This is a genomic window from Paenibacillus sp. CMAA1364 (genome assembly GCF_054373195.1).
Genome location: NZ_JBITNB010000023.1, coordinates 37,980 through 55,749, shown reverse-complemented (window position 1 = coordinate 55,749; position 17,770 = coordinate 37,980). Strand labels below are relative to the sequence as shown.

The following is a 17,770-nucleotide window of genomic DNA, read 5'->3' as shown; positions in this document are numbered from 1 at the left end:
AAGACACCTCCCTTTCACGGAGGTAACAGGGGTTCGAGTCCCCTACGGGTCACCAATTGTATATTTATTAATAACGCGGGGTGGAGCAGCACGGTAGCTCGTCGGGCTCATAACCCGAAGGTCGCAGGTTCAAATCCTGCCCCCGCAACCAATTTAATCTTGGAACCGTGGTGTAGTTGGCCTAACATGCCTGCCTGTCACGCAGGAGATCGCGGGTTCGAATCCCGTCGGTTCCGCCATTAATAATATAATATTGTGGGATATTAGCTCAGTTGGTAGAGCACCTGACTCTTAATCAGGGTGTCGAAGGTTCAACCCCTTCATATCCCACCAAGCAGCCGTTTGTGCGCGTGTGGCGGAATTGGCAGACGCACTAGACTTAGGATCTAGCGTCTCACGACGTGGGGGTTCAAGTCCCTCCACGCGCACCATAGTTTCATCTTTTATCGAAAATGATGGTTAGCCATCAATATGTCGGGACGTAGCTCAGCTTGGTAGAGCACCTGGTTTGGGTCCAGGGGGTCGCATGTTCAAATCGTGTCGTCCCGATATCTTATTAACACGCGGGTGTAGTTCAATGGTAGAACTTCAGCCTTCCAAGCTGATAGCGTGGGTTCGATTCCCATCACCCGCTTCATGATTATTATGTAAATCAATAGTGACTACACACAAAAAGCTGCGAACATTCGCAGCTTTTTGTGTGTTTATATAAGAATAAGCATCTTCACAGAACTGTTAATCTACAGCAGCAAATGATTATTGTCGATTTCTCTTATGAAACGAGCTGTTACTCGTTGTATCATTCTTCCTGATAACTCATGTGGATACGAGACTGTATATTTCCCAAGTCCAAATTGCTCTAACGTGAACTGAATATGTGATACGATCTAGTCTTTGTTATGTATATTCTTCACAAGGGTAATTGTCTGGTTAATGTGCCATGATATTAGACAATTGTCTAGTATAATTCTCCAAATGGGACGCTGATTCATATTTACAAAAGAGTAAGTGAGATTCTGTAGTGATAATATCGCGGTAATCCCCTCCGCTGCTATAACCCAGATCAGGTTCCAAGGGTCCGGAACTTCGCGTTCCATCTCAGTCAATAGACTCCCCTAGTGAATAACAAGGTCTTATGTAATTAATAACCTAATCAATATAATATAGTTTACAAATTTGTACAGTGGAATTTCCTAATCTGTAAAGAAACGTTATAATACAAGAAGCTTAATGATGTAACTCATCTACGTGATAGATAATTGAAGGATGTGATAGTTGTGATACGATTTGGTGTGATCGGAACGAATTGGATAACAGAGAGGTTCATTCAAGCAGGAATGGAGCACGATGATTTCGTCGTAAGTGCGGTTTATTCTCGGACGCAAGAAAAAGGTGATCAGTTTGCCAATAAATATAATATTCCAATGGTATTTACGGACTTAGTCGATATGGTGTCTAGTGATCACATCGATGCTGTGTATATTGCAAGTCCAAATTCTCTACATGCAGATCAAGCCATATGTTGTATGAACCATAGGAAGCATGTCCTATGTGAGAAGCCGATAGCCGTAAATGTGGTGGAGTTACGTAAGATGATAGACGTGGCAAGGTCTAATGAAGTGCTTTTGATGGAAGCGATGAAATCTACCGTCATGCCAGGTTATCACGTTATGAAGGATAATTTGTATAAAATAGGTCGAGTACGGAGATATTTTGCAAGTTTCTGTAGATATTCTCAAAGTTATGAAGATCATCACACGGGGGATATACCGAATGCATTGAATCCAAAATACGCAGCAGGCTCTTTAATGGACATTGGAGTCTATTGTATTGCGCCATTGGTTCATTTATTCGGCAAGCCGAAATCAATTGAAGCCATAAGTGTATTGCTACCTACAGGTGTAGATGGTGAAGGTAGTATAGCGATGGGATATGATAAGATGGATGCTATTATTATCCATTCGAAGATTGGAGATTCGTTCTTACCTGCTGAGATTCAAGGGGAGAATGGAACGATGGTCATTGAGAAGATCAGTGCTCCACAAAATGTTAAAATCCATTATAGAGATGGGACGATTGAAGATTTAACAAAGTCACAGACGCATCTACCTATGTATTATGAGATACAAGAGTTCATCACATTATTAAATAATCGACAATACGAGAGTTCAAGCAATTCACACGAGAATTCGTTCATTGTTATGGAAGTTATGGATGAAGTTAGACGACAAACAGGCATTGTGTATCCTACAGATGAGTCATAGTATAGTAAGTCATCTGTAGGATGTGTGCTTGGTTAAGTCCAATACCAGAAGAATTGATCCCGATCCCAAGAAGCTTTACCACCGTGGAGCTTCTTAAAGGCCTTCTTGACGTCTTTAGATATAGATTGGTTACCATTATCGTTCGTATAGATAAACGATGTCCCGAAGTGCTCTAGAATGTGTTGGACGGCTTCTGTCTGAGGCAATCGACCGGTTGTCTTCACTTCGTTATACATCCACTGTGCGGCTAGTTCTGTTGTTGGTTCCATTACGATCACTCCTTAGGTTGATTTTAGCCAATTGTTATGTTGAATACAATCAAAAATGCAGCCAACCTACAATGTAGGCCAGCTGCATTTTTTGATGATGAATGTTGCGTATTAGTTGTACCATCCCCATACGAAGATGAACATTGAACCGAAGATCGTAACTAGACCAACAAATAACGCATATGCAAGATTGAGGTATAGTTCTTTCTTTGTACTAGCTAATTCACTCACGTGCATGAACACGAACAGTTGTAATGAAGCTTGAATGATAGCTGTTACTGCCAATATTCCCATTTTGGAAGCGAAAGGGATATCAAGTAACACCGTTAGCGCAACAGCAGAAAGGATGAGAGAGGAAAGATAGCCCATTACATGGCGAATTGGAAATAGCTGTTTCATCATGTCACATCAGTCCTTTCAAGTAAACGAAACTAAAGATAAAGATCCATATGACATCTAAGAAATGCCAGTAAAGAGAGAATATAAATGACTTATTCGTTGTAGCTAACGTGAAGCCTTGTCTTTTCACTTGGATTAGGATGGCTGTACCCCATAGAAGTCCAAAGGCAACGTGTGCTCCATGCGTTCCTAATAATACGAATAGACTTGAAACGAATGCACTAGTTGATAGTGTGGCACCTTCATGCACATAAGTGAAGAATTCCGCGATCTCAATACCTAGAAAGGCAAGACCCATAACAAGGGTAAGTCCCATGAATACCATCATTGGTTTCTTTAAGCCAAGTCGCATCGCGTGTATAGCTAATCCAACGGTAAAGCTACTTGTGAGTAGCAAGAAAGTTTCGATCAATACGCCTGGTAGTTCGAATATTTCAGCACCACTTGGTCCGCTAGCATAACGATTCACTAATACGAAGTATACGGTGAATAGTGTGGAGAACAGAGCGATTTCTGCTCCTAGAAAGATCCAAAATCCGAAGATTTTATTGCTGTTTTCTTCTGAACCGTACTCAAGCGGTTGTGTGGCATCTATTTTCATAGCGTTTCACCCCGCAATTTCTTTTCAGTCTCCATAATTTCTTTGACAGAAACGGTAATACCATGATCTCGATCAAAGGACATGGCAGCTAGAACAATAAGGATAGCAATTCCGGATATAATACTTGGAATCCACCAACTGAAGACCAGTGAGAATCCAAACATGAAGAAGACAGCACCTAAAATGACAGGTTTCCCGGTATTGCTAGGTAAATGTATCGGCTTAATCTCTTCATCAAAGATGGTCTTATTCTCATGTTTCGCAGCCCATAGCGCATCTCTTGATTTGACATTTGGTGTGATAGCGAAGTTGTATGCAGGAATTGGGCTACTTGTTGCCCATTCAAGCGTACGTGCATCCCATGGATCTCCATTTGTTTCTCTAGGACTGTAACGAATACTGTAATAAATATTGTACACTAAAATAACGAATCCGATCATCAGACCGACTGCACCGACGAAGGATAACATATTGAGCGGACCATAGCCGGTCTCTGCTGAATAGGTATACATACGACGTGTCATACCTTGTAATCCCAAGAAGAATAAAGGGAAGAAGGTGACGTTAAATGAAACGGCGATCCACCAGAAGGCATGTTTACCAAGGCGATCATTTAATTTGAAACCGAATACTTTAGGGAACCAATAATGGAATCCTGCAATAACGGCGAATACAGTTCCTGGAATTAGAACGTAGTGAAAGTGTGCAACCAAGAACATCGTGTTGTGATACTGATAATCAGCACTAGCCATAGCTAGCATGACACCTGTTACGCCACCGATGGTGAAGATTGGAATAAACGCTAATGAATATAACATTGGTGTCGTGAAACTGATCTTACCTTTTCGCATGGTGAAGAGCCAGTTAAATATCTTGACCCCCGTCGGAACGGCAATCGCCATCGTTGTGATAGAGAAGAATCCATTAACCATAGCTCCTTGACCCATCGTATAGAAGTGATGCGCCCATACCAAGAAAGAGAGCAGTGATATAACAACCATACTAACTACCATGGATGTATAACCATACAAATTCTTTTTAGAGAAGGTTGCGATAATTTCACTATATATTCCGAATGCCGGGATGACGACAATGTAGACTTCAGGATGTCCCCATACCCAGAATAGGTTGGCCCATAACATGTCCATCCCACCATTGGCCATCGTGAAGAATTGTGAGCCAAATATTCGGTCGAACATCATAAGCGCAAGTGCAACCGTGAGGACTGGGAATGCGAAAGTAATAATAACACTCGTAATCAAGGATGACCAAGCGAACATGGGCATACGCATAAGCTTCATCCCAGGAGCACGCATCTTAAGGATCGTTACAATAAAGTTGATCCCCGTCAATAATGTACCAATACCCGAGATTTGAAGAGCGAGCGAGTAATAGTTGTTACCTACAGTAGGACTGAACTCTATACTTGCTAACGGGAAGTAAGCTGACCAACCTGCGTCAGGAGAACCACCGATAACAAAGGATAGGTTTAACAGCATAGCTCCTGCAAAGAATAACCAAAAGCTAATTGCATTCAATCGAGGGAAGGCTACGTCTCTTGCACCAATCTGAAGTGGAACAACGACGTTCATAATTCCTATAATAAATGGCATCGCCATGAATAGAATCATGATTAAACCGTGTGTTGTAAAGACCTCATTATAGTGTTGTGAATCGAGAAACTTCATTTCTGGTGCAGCGGTTTGAAGCCTCATCATCATGGCATCAACACCACCACGGAACAACATGATAAGTGCGGAGAGAATGTACATGACTCCGATCTTCTTATGGTCAACGGTAGTTAACCATTCACGCCACAGGTAACCCCATTTTTTAAAGTAGGTAAGCCCGACAATGATAGCTATCGTAGCGAGAACAATACTTGCCATCGCTCCGTAGATTAGCGGTTCACCGGTTACGAAAAATTCGTCCCATTTCATTAGGAATTGACTCCTTTCAGGTTGTGTATAGTACTTTGAAATTGGCATTAAGAATAAATAGTTACATGAACTGTCTAATATCTTATTGCCCTTCGTGATCTGTATGATCGATATCTTCGCTACTATCCTCAGCTGGAGATTGAGGTAGTGGTTCATTAGGATCTATATTTGGGACACCATCGAACTCCGTTTCATCCGGATGAATAGCCGGTGCAGGGTGCTCGTCTTTATTCTCCTCGTGTTCCATCGTTCCATTTTCCATCTCAGGATGATTCATGTGTTCAGAGTGATCGCCCGGAGGTGGACTGAACTCCAGATGTGTACTCGAGAATGTTTTGCGTCCTACATGTGCGGTAGATAACAATGTCTTAAATTCTGTTTCTTCTAATATAGATGCAGTGGATTTAACTTCATTAACCCAATCTTCGAAATCTGCTGGAGGCATGGCCAGTGTTTCAAATTCCATATGGGCATAACCTTCACCACTAAAGTTAGAATTTCGACCTAAGTAAGAACCAGGCACATCAGCAACCAAGTTCAACTTGTTGATCATATCGCTCATCCCATATTTCTGTCCTGCTAACTGAGGTATCCAAAGACTCGAGATTGGACCGAAAGAGTACACTCGTAATTCAATAGGTCGGTGTGTTGGAATGTTCAGGTAATTTACTGTCTCTATATCTAACTCTGGATAGCTAAAGTGCCATTTCCAGTTAGATGAACCAGCATAGATAACCAATGGATCTTGATCTTGGTAACCTTCCGGGATATTCTCAACCGCGCTAGTTGATTGCACAGTGACTACGGACAGAACCGTTACAATAATAATGGGGATCGTGATCCAGAGTGCTTCAAGCCATTTGTTACCTTCTTCGTGAGCAGGTATATAGTCATCTTTCGAATTTTTTGCTCTGTATTTCACCAAGAAAACGACAAATAGGACATAGACAACTAGCAATACCACTGCCATCATGGCAATAGAGAAAATAATGGTTTCGGATATCGTTCTTGCAGCCGGACCTTTAGGATCCAAAACTGTGATGGAACTACATCCTGACATAAGCATGACAAGACTCAAGAAAACTACAAACAATACTCCTCTTTTTTTCATGATGAACTCCTTCCTTTATAAGTTACTATTCATTTGAACTACATTTTGAATAAGGGATTAATATGCCAAACACTATTGTAGGAATACTAACGAAGTAAAGCAAAAGTAATAAAGTTCAAATACTGGTAAAATATTGTTCAAATATGTCCATCTTTTTAACAAAGTGTGAGTAATCTGTTACAAAGCATTGAGGATATGACTTTAATCACTACAGTGGCGCGATTCTATGGGTGTTCATACAATGTTCAACACTAGAGAAAGTTACTCACTTTGTCACAAAGTAATTGACGTATTCATGGAGATTATTCTTCCCAAACGATGCCATATTAAATTTGTTATAATAAACCAACGCATGCGTCTAATGACAATTGTATTAATAAACTCGGAATGGAATAGAAAGTGAGGGTGTAATCATGCTAACCTGTATGTCTTATTTGAGAAAATACCGAATATCCGCGTTCGCCGCCATAGTAATGATGATTATTGAATTATTAGTAGAACTATTACAACCTTTTATTATTTCTAAAATGATTGATGACGGTATTAGGAAGGGCGAGCTTTCAGTTGTATTGATGTGGGGAGGCGTATTAGCAGGATTTGCTCTGATTGCCTTATGTTCAGGTATTGTAAGTTCGTTCTTCGCATCTCACGTTAGTCAAAGCTTCGCTTATGATCTCAGGGAAAAGTTGTTTAAGACGATACAAACGTTTAGCTTGTCGGTGTTTGATCGTTTCGCTACATCTTCTTTACTGACACGCTTGACCAATGACATAACGCAGTTACAGAATACGGTGTTTATGGGATTGCGTATTATGATGCGAGCACCATTACTTGTAGTTGGAAGTGTGGTAATGGCATTTGTAGTGTATCCAAGATTAGCGTTATTACTTACGGTTATTGTACCGATACTTCTTATATTTCTAGTATGGATGCTGAAGAGAGCAGGAAGATTATTTCGAATTGTTCAAATAAACCTTGATCATGTGAATCGGTTGATTCAAGAAAATTTAATGGGGATGAGGTTAATTCGCGTATTTGGTCGTATGAGCTATGAATCGGAGCGATTCGCAAATACAAGTAAAGAGTTGATGTTTAGAACCATTTCAGTTATGAGACTGACGGAACTAACCATGCCCTTTATTCTACTGATGATGAATAGCGTAATCTTAGCCATCTTGTGGTTTGGACAGATTGAAGTATATACGGGGGCTGCTTCGATGGGAGAAGTCGTTGCGATCATTAATTATTCCATGCGGACGACAGGTGCTTTGTCTGTGTTCTCAATGATTGTTGTTAATTTCTCTAGAGCTAAAGCTTCAGCAGAACGAATTGCCGAGGTGCTTGAGACGAAGGATGAGTTTGTGGAAGAACATTATGAGAACTACACATCCCGTCGTATCCAAGGGCATGTCCAATTCGATGCAGTCTCTTTTAGATATCCAGACAAGAATACACATGCGCTATATAATATATCTTTTCAAGCTAAGGCAGGTTCAACGGTTGCCATAATGGGAATGACAGGGTCTGGTAAGTCATCCTTACTAAGTCTTATTCTTAGACTTTATGAACCGAATGAGGGAGCCATCTTATTGGATAATAAAGATATACGCAATTATGAATTGGATTATTTACGGCTTGTTATTGGCTATGTTCCACAAGAGACCAGCCTATTCACGGGGACAATTCATGAGAATATTGCTTGGGGGAAGCCTGACGCTACACTAGATGAAGTGATTAAGGCTGCTCAACTAGCTCAAATCCATGATACGATTATTCATTTCCCTTCAGCATACGAAACATTATTAGGCCAAAAGGGAGTCAATCTTTCTGGTGGTCAGAAACAGAGATTGGCAATTGCACGTTCGTTAGTTCGTAATCCTCAACTATTATTGCTGGACGATTGTACAAGTGCACTGGACGTCAAGACGGAGAGTGCTTTGCTACATGCGTTGAAAGACATGTCATGTACAACATTTCTCATCACTCAGAAGATTAGTTCTGCATTACAGGCAGATCTTATTATGGTAGTAGACAATGGAAGGTTAATTGCCCAGGGGACGCATACAGAATTACTTGCAAGTGGTGGCCTTTATCAGACCATATATGAATCTCAATTGGAAGGGGGAGCTTTGCGCCATGTGGAAGGAGTTAAATGAACCGTTTCGGTATGCTAAACCAGAGTCGATGCAACAAGATGTAAAGGGAAATGCTTCGCATTCTGTGAAACGCAAGAAACCTAAAGCGAAGGATGTTACAGGTACGTTAATGAGAATATGGTTATATTTATCGAAGCAAAAGGTTAAACTCATGTTCGTATTGATCATGGTCATCGTTAGTTCTGCCCTGGCGCTATTGGGTCCATATATGATAGGTACTGCAATTGATACATATATTGAACGTTCGGCTGATGTCACTTGGTTGTATTTCCTTGTTGCTCTTGGAATGGTATATATGATACATTCGCTAACATTGTGGCTACAGAATACGTGGATGATTGGTATTGCGCAAGATACGATATACCGGATGAGATTGGATTTGTTTCATCATCTACATCGTTTACCGATTCCATTCTTCAGTAAACGACAACATGGTGAGTTAATGAGTAGATTCACTAATGACATTGATAATGTAAGTAGTACATTAAATAGTTCTATTATTCAAATGGTATCTAGTGTTCTAACCCTAGTAGGAACCGTAATTGTGATGATATCGCTAAGTCCATTGCTTACATTATTGACCTTCTTAATTATTCCATTAATGGCGCTAGGAATGCGTGCCATAACTAGAAGAACAGGACCCTTATTTAGGGAACAACAACGTAATCTAGGTGAATTAAATGGATATGTCGAGGAGATTCTCTCTGGTCAACGTATCGTGAAATCATTCTCACAGGAACAACATGTTATCGATCAAATGACCAAACGTAATGATATGATCAAACATTCGGGATTCTGGTCTCAAACTATTTCTGGCTTTATTCCTAAATTGATGAATAGCCTCAATAATCTTAGCTTTGCACTTATCGCGGGTGCAGGAGGTGTATTAGCCATACGAGGGGATATATCCATCGGTGTCATTGTTATATTCGTTGAGTACGCAAGGCAGTTTACAAGGCCATTAAATGATTTAGCGAATCAATGGAATGCGATGTTATCAGCTATTGCTGGTGCTGAACGTGTATTCGAAATTCTGGATGAATCAGAAGAAACGACAGGGAAGAATGATGGCATGATCTTAGAACATGTCAAAGGAGAGGTTCATTTCCGAAATGTATCTTTTTCTTATGATCAAGGGAAGACTACATTACATAATCTGTCTATTGACGTATCAGCTGGAGAAATGATTGCCCTGATTGGACCAACGGGAGCTGGAAAGACCTCATTAATTCAGTTACTTGCAAGATTCTATGATGTTGATGAGGGTGAAATCACAATAGATGGACTTGATATCACAACCATTAATCGTGATAGTCTACGATCTCATATGGCATTTGTATTACAAGACGTCATCTTGTTTGAAGGCTCTATTTACGATAATATCCGGTATGGACAACTTACAGCTAGTCTATATGATGTTAAGAAAGCCGCTACATTAGCGAACGCGCATGATTTTATTGAGCAGATGGACGGTGGTTACGATACAATGTTGAAGGCTAATGGTAGTGGGATTAGTCAAGGACAGAAACAATTAATCGGTATTGCAAGAGCTATTCTGGCCGACCCATCCATTCTAATATTAGATGAAGCAACGAGTAGTATTGATACAGTAACTGAAATTAAAATACAACAAGGGCTGCAAGAGTTGATGAAAGGTCGAACAAGTTTCGTTATCGCACACCGATTAAATACGATACGTAATTCAGATCAAATTCTAGTTCTACAAGACGGGTGTATTATTGAGCGAGGTACCCATGACATGTTAATGAGAAAAGATGGATTCTATAAGAGCCTATATTCGACATGAATTTTCTAAGTTTTCATCATTAATGATGTGATTTATCTCTCTTTCATGTAAAATAGGAACGTAAGATGTCACCGTGTAGTAAAGAGAGGTTAGAACATGAATAACCAAAAGGGCTTCAAACTTGGCGCAATACTAAGTATGCTAGTAATAGGATCAGTTCTAATAACCGCCTTGATAGGTGGTTATTTAGCTTTATCCGCAAATAAGAAACTCCTAACTACCAATTATCTGGATAATAATTATAGCTATGCTAAAAAGCTAGCGACAAATACCAGTGATTTATTAAATCTGTTACAGACGAAAATTGAAGATACTGCTGAAATGGCTGGAGACCAAGCCTTCGGACAGAAGGAACTTGACATCATGTTTAAAGGTTATGAGCAGTACTTCAATTCCATCATCATCGCAGATCAAGATCGAAGAATTAAGTTGGTTAGTCATGAGAACGTAAGAATCACTGTAGGGACGATATTAACATCAGATGCATCGATTCGTGCTAATGAGCAACGAAAAGTGTTCATATCGGATCCTTATATCAGCGCAACAGGAAGACTTATCATTTTGATCTCCGCTCCTATTTATGATGACTTAGGAAATTATATCGGATTTGCAGGTGGAACTATTTATCTAGAAGACGACAATGTATTAAGCAGAATATTAGGTGAGCATTACTATGGGAATGGCTCTTACGTTTACGTTGTTGATTCAAATGGAGTCCTCATATATCATCCCGATAAGAGTAGAATTTATGAGGTGATGACTGATAATTCAGTAATTAATAAAGTTATTTCTGGAGAAAGCGGCTCAGATCAGGTTACGAATTCAAGAGGAACATCTTATTTGGCAGGGTATGCTTTCGAGCGAATGAGTGGATGGGGAGTTGTATCTCAAACACCAATAACTGTACTGAATGAACCGTTTAGAGCATTGTTGTGGAATTTATTACTCAAAGATATCCCCTTGTTTCTCATTATTTTATTTGTGGCTTTGCGTGTATCCAGATACATCTCTCGCCCCCTTCATGATCTTGTTAAGTTCTCAGAAGATGCATTTGATTCTACAAAGGTGAACAAACCATCATTACCTAAGAACCACTCACATATTTATGAAGTCAAACAGCTTCACAAGAGTATGGGTAAATACTTGGATTTACTGAACAAAGAAATAAAGACAGATAGTCTTACAGGCTTATCCAATCGAAAGGCATTTGATCTAACGATTTCTGAATGGTTTGATGAAGCCGTACCATTTGGCCTGATCTTAATGGATTTGGACTATTTCAAGAATATTAATGATGAATTCGGTCATGCTCGAGGCGATGATGCTCTTAGATATGTAGCTGCACAAATTGAAGACCTCACCTCGGCTGAAGACTTATGTTTTCGCTATGGTGGTGAAGAATTTGGAATTCTAGTTAAATATGGATGTAAAGAAAGTGCAGTTAATCTAGCTGAATCCTTACGTAAAAAGCTTGAAACTTCCATGGCATTTAATAGTCAAGTGACAACAATCTCGATTGGAATATCATTCTTCTCTGATAACGTAGAAAGTCCACAGAGGCTTGTTGAAATGGCGGATGAAGCTTTATATCAATCTAAGCATGAAGGTAGAAATCGAACAACGGTCTATTCTATTTCAAAGTCATAATTCATTAAATAGCGATTAGAAAGGGTGTGTCTAGGGATGATAAAAGCAATAATATTTGATTTTGATGGTACGATTATCGATACTGAAACACCATGGTATGTAGCATTCCAAGAAGTATATAAAGAATATGGTGTTGAACTTTCTCTTGAATTATATTCTCAATGTGTTGGAACGTACTCAGAAGACTATGATCCATATGCGTATTTGATCACGGAGACCAATCAAGCGATTGATCTCGAAACGCTTATGGAAATCATTAAAGTACGGCATACAAAACTTATGGAACAAGAAAATATGCGTCCAGGCGTAATGGAATATCTTAACGCAGCCAAGGACGCAGGTCTTAGAATTGGGTTGGCTTCAAGTTCCCCAAGGGAATGGGTAGAAGCATATCTTACCCAATTAAATATACGAGATTACTTCGAATGTATCCGTACGGCAGATGATGTGCAACATGTTAAACCGGATCCTGAACTTTATTTACAGACATTAGCTTGCCTTCAAGTTCAACCTGACGAGGCTATTGCGATAGAGGATTCATTGCATGGAGCAATGGCCGCTGCATCGGCAGGGATGCATTGTGTAGTCACACCCAACGAAGTCACAAGTTTCATGCAATTTGATCCTGTATTTCATAGAGCAGAACAACTTAGTGACTTAGATTTCAAAGAGTTGATCCATCGTATATTTATAAAGGACCACAATATAATTGATGATATAGGCAAAAGGTGATAGCTTGTAGTAAGATGAACATTATAATCTTTCGAAATTCGAGGGAGTGATGATGATTGGAATTATACTTTAAAGACAAATTTTTCAGCTCAGGAACGTCAGATATTATGAGGAATGATGGACAAGTGATAGGTCAGGTGGATTTGAAATCTGCTTTCACGTCTTCATTAGAAGTATGGAATGCGAATGGTCAAATCGCTTCTATGGGAAAGTTCCGTATGCTTCTAAATCAATGGGTAATCTCGGATGGAGCAGATAGAGAATTAGGTGTGCTACATAGACGAATGAGTTTTCTTAACAAGAAGTATGAATATCATGCTCAAGGCCAGGGTGTCTTTGAAATTACTTCACCAGCATTTTCTAATGAATACCGTATTCAGACAAGCGAAGGTAAGTTGATCGCATCTTTTGCTAGAATGAATGGTGGGTTACAATCAGGAGCATTTCGCTTGCTTAATGAGTCAGAGCAGATGGATAGTTACGAATTGGTCGCCATTGTTATGGGCGTACATGAAATCCAGAAGCGGGATAAACATAATTAAGGAAGAATGGTATATACACAGTTAACAACAAATAGCCCCGTTCACGAGCCTAACTCGTGGACGGGGCTATACTTTATGATGAAAAATGATAGGAATGATAGATTACACTGTGAAGGAAGATGTATTGTTCTGTAAATGGGTTGAAGCGTTCTTTAAAGTATGGGTTAAATCGTATAGCTGATCAGATATTTCATTCTGATCCTGAGATATATTATTTACAAGTTGCATACGATTGTTAACCTCTGAGGAAGAAGAAGATAATGTCTCAACCGAGTTCACAATATTGCCCATACTCATGGAAATTTCACCAATGGCCACGGTGATTTCACTAACTTGACCAGCTAAAACAGAACTTTGTGATTCTAGTTCTTGGAATGTCACACTAGACTTCTCAGAAATATTCTTCGTTTCTTGAATAACTGTTGAGAAGGTAGAGAGGCTCTTTCCACAAGAAGCCATATTCGAGTGGATTAGCACTAGGTCCGTATTAATATCCTCTGATAAAGATTTGGTATTCTCAGAAAGTTTGCGGATCTCATCTGCAACAACTGCGAATCCTCTTCCATGTTCACCTGCTCTAGCGGCTTCTATGGAAGCGTTTAGTGACAACAGATTCGTTTGCGTATTTACATCTTGAATACCACTAATCGTCTGTTCAATATGATTGAAACGTTCGGACATCGTATCGAATACTTCCATTAATTGATCAAATTCAGTCCCTGTTTTTTCAACTAATGTTACGACCTCGTTCATATAATTAACACCAATGTGTGAAGAGTCCTTCATCCGTTGCATATTATCATTAATATACTCACTAGAAGCCGTGATTTGTTGAGAACTTGCAGATACTTGTTCGGTTACTGCAGAGATCGAAGTTGTCTCATCAAGTTGAGATAAGAGCACAGGAGCACTATTCTCGATTTCGTTCTTAACCGTTTCAGATGATTCTTTATTCTCTTGGGCAATGATCTCCATACGTTGTGATATTTTCATGACATCTTGGCTCACTTCTAGCGTGGCTTGAATGCTACTCCGAAGATTAGCCCCCATATAGGCTAGTTTATGATCGATCGTTCCCAATTCATCTCCACGATTTAAACTCACATCATAGGTGAAGTCACTTTTTTGATAGGAATCAATACGCTTCATAATCCCTGATAGTCCCTTACGAATTCTATTGATGAAATTCATGATCATCAAGAACGGGAGAATAATGAGAAGTGCGCCACTGATATAGATTACGATGTTGGCAGTAGCGACATTATCGCTTAAGTTATTCTGGTTCTCTAGTATTACACCTTCAAATTTCTCGCCAATGTTAGACCTACTATGATTTAAAACGGACGTATATGTAGTCATAAGCTTTTGTTTCAATATGAATGTGTCGAAATCAGTTAGCTCTTCTGATGTCTGAGGATACACTTCCATTAGCGTATCATAAACCATATTTAGAACGTTGACAAAAAGATTGAATCCCGAATCTGTCAAATTCAAATGGTTATCAAAAGCAGTCAGTTGTTGAGAGAGATTCTCCATTTCACCAGGAAGAGATCCAAGGTCATCCTCTAAATGTTGCTGGTTATCTTTATTTCCTGTCTCTAACATATCCATCATCCATATGAGATCACGTTGCATTTTATCTGACACTTCTATGTATCCCTTTTCTTGTTCAGTTGCATATTGGGAATCCTCGATACTCTTGGACACAGCCCTGTTAGATAAAACATTGCTTGTTCCTGAACCAATACTGACGAGCAATACGACAACCAGCATCAGCAAAAGTTGCTGGATGATCGTTTGATTCTTCCGATAACCTTTTATCTTTTCAAAGAATTTGTACATGTGTTTCTCTCCTTTTATATGTCTATCTTTATATTATCGGAATATTAGTGTGTTTAAATGAGTTTTTTGCACGTACTACCCGTCATAATCCTGTCCACTCTTTCATATATTTGTAGTACTAGCTCAGTTGGCTATAGATCATTGCTTTGATGGGGGGTAATGTGATGAAGGACAAGGAATGCATAGCCATGCTTTTAGCTGGAGGCGAAGGTAAGCGTTTAGGTAAACTAACTAGAAAGATAGCAAAACCAGCCGTGTTCTTTGGTGGCAAATATCGAATTATTGATTTCACACTAAGTAATTGTACGAATTCAGGTATAGATACAGTTGGTGTATTAACGCAGTATCGTCCACAAGAATTGAACCGTTATATAGGTATTGGTAAGCCTTGGGATTTAGATCGTAAAGAAGGTGGTGTATCCATTCTGCCGCCATTCATCAAGCGAAAAGGTGGAGATTGGTACAAGGGAACGGCAGATGCCATTCATCAGAATAGGGATTATATTGAACAATACAATCCCGAATATGTTCTTATTATATCAGGTGATCATATTTACAAGATGGACTATGAACGAATGCTACAATTTCATAAAAAACAAAAGGCAGATGCCACCATAGCTGTCATTGAAGTGAATTGGAAGGATGTACATCGATTTGGCATTCTAACTGTCGATGATCAGCATAGAGTGACTGACTTCAAGGAAAAACCTGAACAAACAACGAGTAATCTGGCATCGATGGGTGTGTACATTTACACATGGAGCACACTTAAACAATATTTGAAAGATGATGCATCGAATTCCAAATCTAATCATGATTTCGGACAGGATATTATTCCAACCATGTTGAGTGACGGGATACCTATAGCAGCCTATCCTTTCGATGGGTATTGGAAAGATGTAGGAACGATCGATAGCCTCTGGGAAGCTCACATGGATTTGTTAGATGATGAGACTACACTGAGATTAGATGATCGTAAGTGGCGTATTTATTCTTTAAATCCGAATCAACCTCCACAATATATTGCGGATTCATCCAAGATAGATCATTCATTGGTGAATGAAGGGTGTATTGTATTTGGTGAAGTCAATCACTCTGTATTGTTCTATGGTGTCGAGATAGGAGCGGGAAGTGTCATTGTTGATTCTGTCATTATGCCAAATGCTAAGATTGGTAAAGATGTTAAAATTTATAAATCAATCGTAGGGGAAGGCTCTATCATAGGAGATAGAAGTATAATAGGTTCACTTGACAGTGAAGAAGTCACGTTAGTTGGGAATCATGAATCGATTCCTTCCGAATTCTTATCCATGAAGGAGCAGATGCCAACATGAAAAATGTCATGGGAATTATCAATTTGGTGAATGAACCAGATCAATTAGGGGAGCTTACGTATCATCGTAATATGAGCTCAGTTCCATTTGCTGGTCGTTATCGATTAATCGATTTCATTCTGTCGAGTATGGTTAACTCTGGCATTACGAATGTAGGTATATTTACACATACGAAATATAGGTCATTAATGGACCATTTGGGTTCTGGAAAAGAATGGGACTTAGATCGTAAAAGATCGGGTTTGTTTATTCTACCGCCAATGAAAGAAGGGGTGGATCCTGCGAATGGAGATTTGCATATGTTAAATGCGCATCGAGATTATCTACATCGCAGTAGTGAGGAGTATGTACTTATCTCACGTAGTTACATGGTGTGTAACATTGACTTTAGTGGACTTGAGCGTTTTCACCATGATATGCAAGCAGATATTACGGTATTGTATAAAGAATCAAGGGATTTCGATTCATATTCGACTCGTATTGAGATGAATGATCATGGTAAAGTCACATCGATGTGGGAGCCTAGTGCATCGCCGCATGGAGATAACTTATCTATGGAAATGTTCTTTCTTAAGAAAAGCTTACTGTTAGAATTAATAGAAACATCCTTAGCCGAAGGTCATCAGAGCTTCATGAAGGATGTTATACGTACAAATATGAATCGTCTGAATATTTATGGATACGCTTATCAAGGGTACTTAGGTATCATTAATACGTTGAATAGTTATTATAGACATAGTATGAATCTTTTGAATCCGGATATCTGGAGATCCTTATTCTTTAAGCCAGGTCTGATCTATACGAAGATTAAGGATGAGCCACCGACACGCTATATTACAGGTGGACAGACAAGTAACTCTATGGTTGCTAATGGTTGTGTCATTGAAGGTAACGTGGAAAATTCGATTCTATTTCGTGGTGTTCATATCCATAAAGGAGCATCCGTAAAGAATAGTATTATTATGCAGAATGGTGTGATTCACGAGAATACATCGATTGATCATGCCATTATGGATAAGGATGTTATCGTGAAAGCAGATAGAACATTAATAGGACATGAGCGGGCACCTTTTGTTGTAGTGAAGAGAAAAGTAATATAACGATAAGTAGATTAGACTTAGACAAC

General features: G+C 39.4%; 14 protein-coding genes, 6 tRNA genes and 1 riboswitch. Of the genes, 14 read left to right on the top strand and 6 right to left on the bottom strand.

All coding sequences use genetic code 11. From position 1 onward, the window contains the following. Positions 1 to 74: 74 nt before the first annotated feature. The 7 genes from ACH8E3_RS13115 to ACH8E3_RS13085 all read left to right on the top strand — a co-directional run bounded on the left by ACH8E3_RS13115 (position 75) and on the right by ACH8E3_RS13085 (position 2,264). Positions 75 to 151 (top strand) — tRNA-Met (locus ACH8E3_RS13115). A 10-nt stretch (positions 152 to 161) separates the two neighbouring features. Further along, positions 162 to 239, top strand: a tRNA-Asp gene (locus ACH8E3_RS13110). 18 nt (positions 240 to 257) lie between these two features. Continuing rightward, a tRNA-Lys gene (locus ACH8E3_RS13105) sits at positions 258 to 333 on the top strand. Between the two features lie 13 nt (positions 334 to 346). Continuing rightward, positions 347 to 431: transfer RNA gene (locus ACH8E3_RS13100), tRNA-Leu, on the top strand. A gap of 44 nt (positions 432 to 475) precedes the next feature. Beyond that, positions 476 to 549, top strand: a tRNA-Pro gene (locus tag ACH8E3_RS13095). 14 nt (positions 550 to 563) lie between these two features. After that, positions 564 to 634 (top strand) — tRNA-Gly (locus ACH8E3_RS13090). Positions 635 to 1,023: 389 nt separating this feature from the next. Beyond that, a riboswitch (TPP riboswitch) is annotated at positions 1,024 to 1,127 on the bottom strand. Positions 1,128 to 1,280: 153 nt separating this feature from the next. After that, the gene (locus ACH8E3_RS13085) at positions 1,281 to 2,264 is read left to right on the top strand and encodes a Gfo/Idh/MocA family protein (protein WP_458633089.1); all 984 of its coding nucleotides are present in this window, start codon (positions 1,281 to 1,283) and stop codon (positions 2,262 to 2,264) included. Between the two features lie 32 nt (positions 2,265 to 2,296). Here the strand turns inward: ACH8E3_RS13085 and ACH8E3_RS13080 are convergent, their stop codons facing one another. The 5 genes from ACH8E3_RS13080 to qoxA all read right to left on the bottom strand — a co-directional run bounded on the left by ACH8E3_RS13080 (position 2,297) and on the right by qoxA (position 6,584). Beyond that, a complete protein-coding gene (locus ACH8E3_RS13080) occupies positions 2,297 to 2,533 on the bottom strand; it encodes a DUF6953 family protein (RefSeq protein ID WP_458633085.1) in 237 nt (78 codons plus the stop codon). Between the two features lie 111 nt (positions 2,534 to 2,644). Then, positions 2,645 to 2,932, bottom strand: coding sequence for a cytochrome aa3 quinol oxidase subunit IV (gene qoxD, locus ACH8E3_RS13075; protein ID WP_458633088.1), 288 nt, complete (start codon positions 2,930 to 2,932; stop codon positions 2,645 to 2,647). Between the two features lie 4 nt (positions 2,933 to 2,936). Continuing rightward, positions 2,937 to 3,533, bottom strand: a complete 597-nt coding sequence (locus ACH8E3_RS13070; RefSeq protein ID WP_458633084.1) for a cytochrome (ubi)quinol oxidase subunit III — start codon at positions 3,531 to 3,533, stop codon at positions 2,937 to 2,939. Then, positions 3,530 to 5,473, bottom strand: coding sequence for a cytochrome aa3 quinol oxidase subunit I (gene qoxB, locus ACH8E3_RS13065; protein ID WP_458633083.1), 1,944 nt, complete (start codon positions 5,471 to 5,473; stop codon positions 3,530 to 3,532). The genes ACH8E3_RS13070 and qoxB overlap by 4 nt, the downstream gene beginning before the upstream one ends. Positions 5,474 to 5,555: 82 nt before the next feature. After that, complete coding sequence (gene qoxA / locus ACH8E3_RS13060; protein WP_458633082.1) at positions 5,556 to 6,584, bottom strand: cytochrome aa3 quinol oxidase subunit II; 1,029 nt, start codon at positions 6,582 to 6,584, stop codon at positions 5,556 to 5,558. A gap of 413 nt (positions 6,585 to 6,997) precedes the next feature. Between qoxA and ACH8E3_RS13055 the strand changes: the two genes are divergently transcribed. The 5 genes from ACH8E3_RS13055 to ACH8E3_RS13035 all read left to right on the top strand — a co-directional run bounded on the left by ACH8E3_RS13055 (position 6,998) and on the right by ACH8E3_RS13035 (position 13,468). Beyond that, positions 6,998 to 8,740, top strand: coding sequence for an ABC transporter ATP-binding protein (locus ACH8E3_RS13055; RefSeq protein ID WP_458633081.1), 1,743 nt, complete (start codon positions 6,998 to 7,000; stop codon positions 8,738 to 8,740). After that, positions 8,721 to 10,547 carry an ABC transporter ATP-binding protein gene (locus ACH8E3_RS13050; protein ID WP_458633080.1) on the top strand — a complete coding sequence of 609 codons (1,827 nt, stop codon included), beginning with the start codon at positions 8,721 to 8,723 and terminating at the stop codon, positions 10,545 to 10,547. The genes ACH8E3_RS13055 and ACH8E3_RS13050 overlap by 20 nt, the downstream gene beginning before the upstream one ends. A gap of 96 nt (positions 10,548 to 10,643) precedes the next feature. Then, on the top strand, positions 10,644 to 12,194 hold the full coding sequence (locus ACH8E3_RS13045) for a sensor domain-containing diguanylate cyclase (protein WP_458633079.1): 1,551 nt from the start codon (positions 10,644 to 10,646) through the stop codon (positions 12,192 to 12,194). A gap of 36 nt (positions 12,195 to 12,230) precedes the next feature. After that, complete coding sequence (locus ACH8E3_RS13040; RefSeq protein ID WP_458633078.1) at positions 12,231 to 12,926, top strand: HAD family hydrolase; 696 nt, start codon at positions 12,231 to 12,233, stop codon at positions 12,924 to 12,926. Between the two features lie 56 nt (positions 12,927 to 12,982). Beyond that, the gene (locus ACH8E3_RS13035; RefSeq protein ID WP_458633077.1) at positions 12,983 to 13,468 is read left to right on the top strand and encodes an LURP-one-related/scramblase family protein; all 486 of its coding nucleotides are present in this window, start codon (positions 12,983 to 12,985) and stop codon (positions 13,466 to 13,468) included. Positions 13,469 to 13,570: 102 nt separating this feature from the next. Here ACH8E3_RS13035 and ACH8E3_RS13030 read toward each other — a convergent pair whose 3' ends face one another. Beyond that, positions 13,571 to 15,310 (bottom strand): methyl-accepting chemotaxis protein, encoded by a 1,740-nt coding sequence (locus tag ACH8E3_RS13030; RefSeq protein ID WP_458633076.1) that lies wholly within the window; start codon positions 15,308 to 15,310, stop codon positions 13,571 to 13,573. Between the two features lie 164 nt (positions 15,311 to 15,474). Here ACH8E3_RS13030 and ACH8E3_RS13025 point away from each other — a divergent pair, with 164 nt between their 5' ends. Both ACH8E3_RS13025 and glgD read left to right on the top strand, forming a co-directional pair. Further along, entirely contained in the window at positions 15,475 to 16,644 is a 1,170-nt protein-coding gene (locus ACH8E3_RS13025; RefSeq protein WP_458633075.1) for a glucose-1-phosphate adenylyltransferase, read from the top strand. After that, entirely contained in the window at positions 16,641 to 17,744 is a 1,104-nt protein-coding gene (glgD, locus tag ACH8E3_RS13020) for a glucose-1-phosphate adenylyltransferase subunit GlgD (RefSeq protein ID WP_458633074.1), read from the top strand. The genes ACH8E3_RS13025 and glgD overlap by 4 nt, the downstream gene beginning before the upstream one ends. The last annotated feature ends 26 nt before the right edge of the window (positions 17,745 to 17,770 follow it).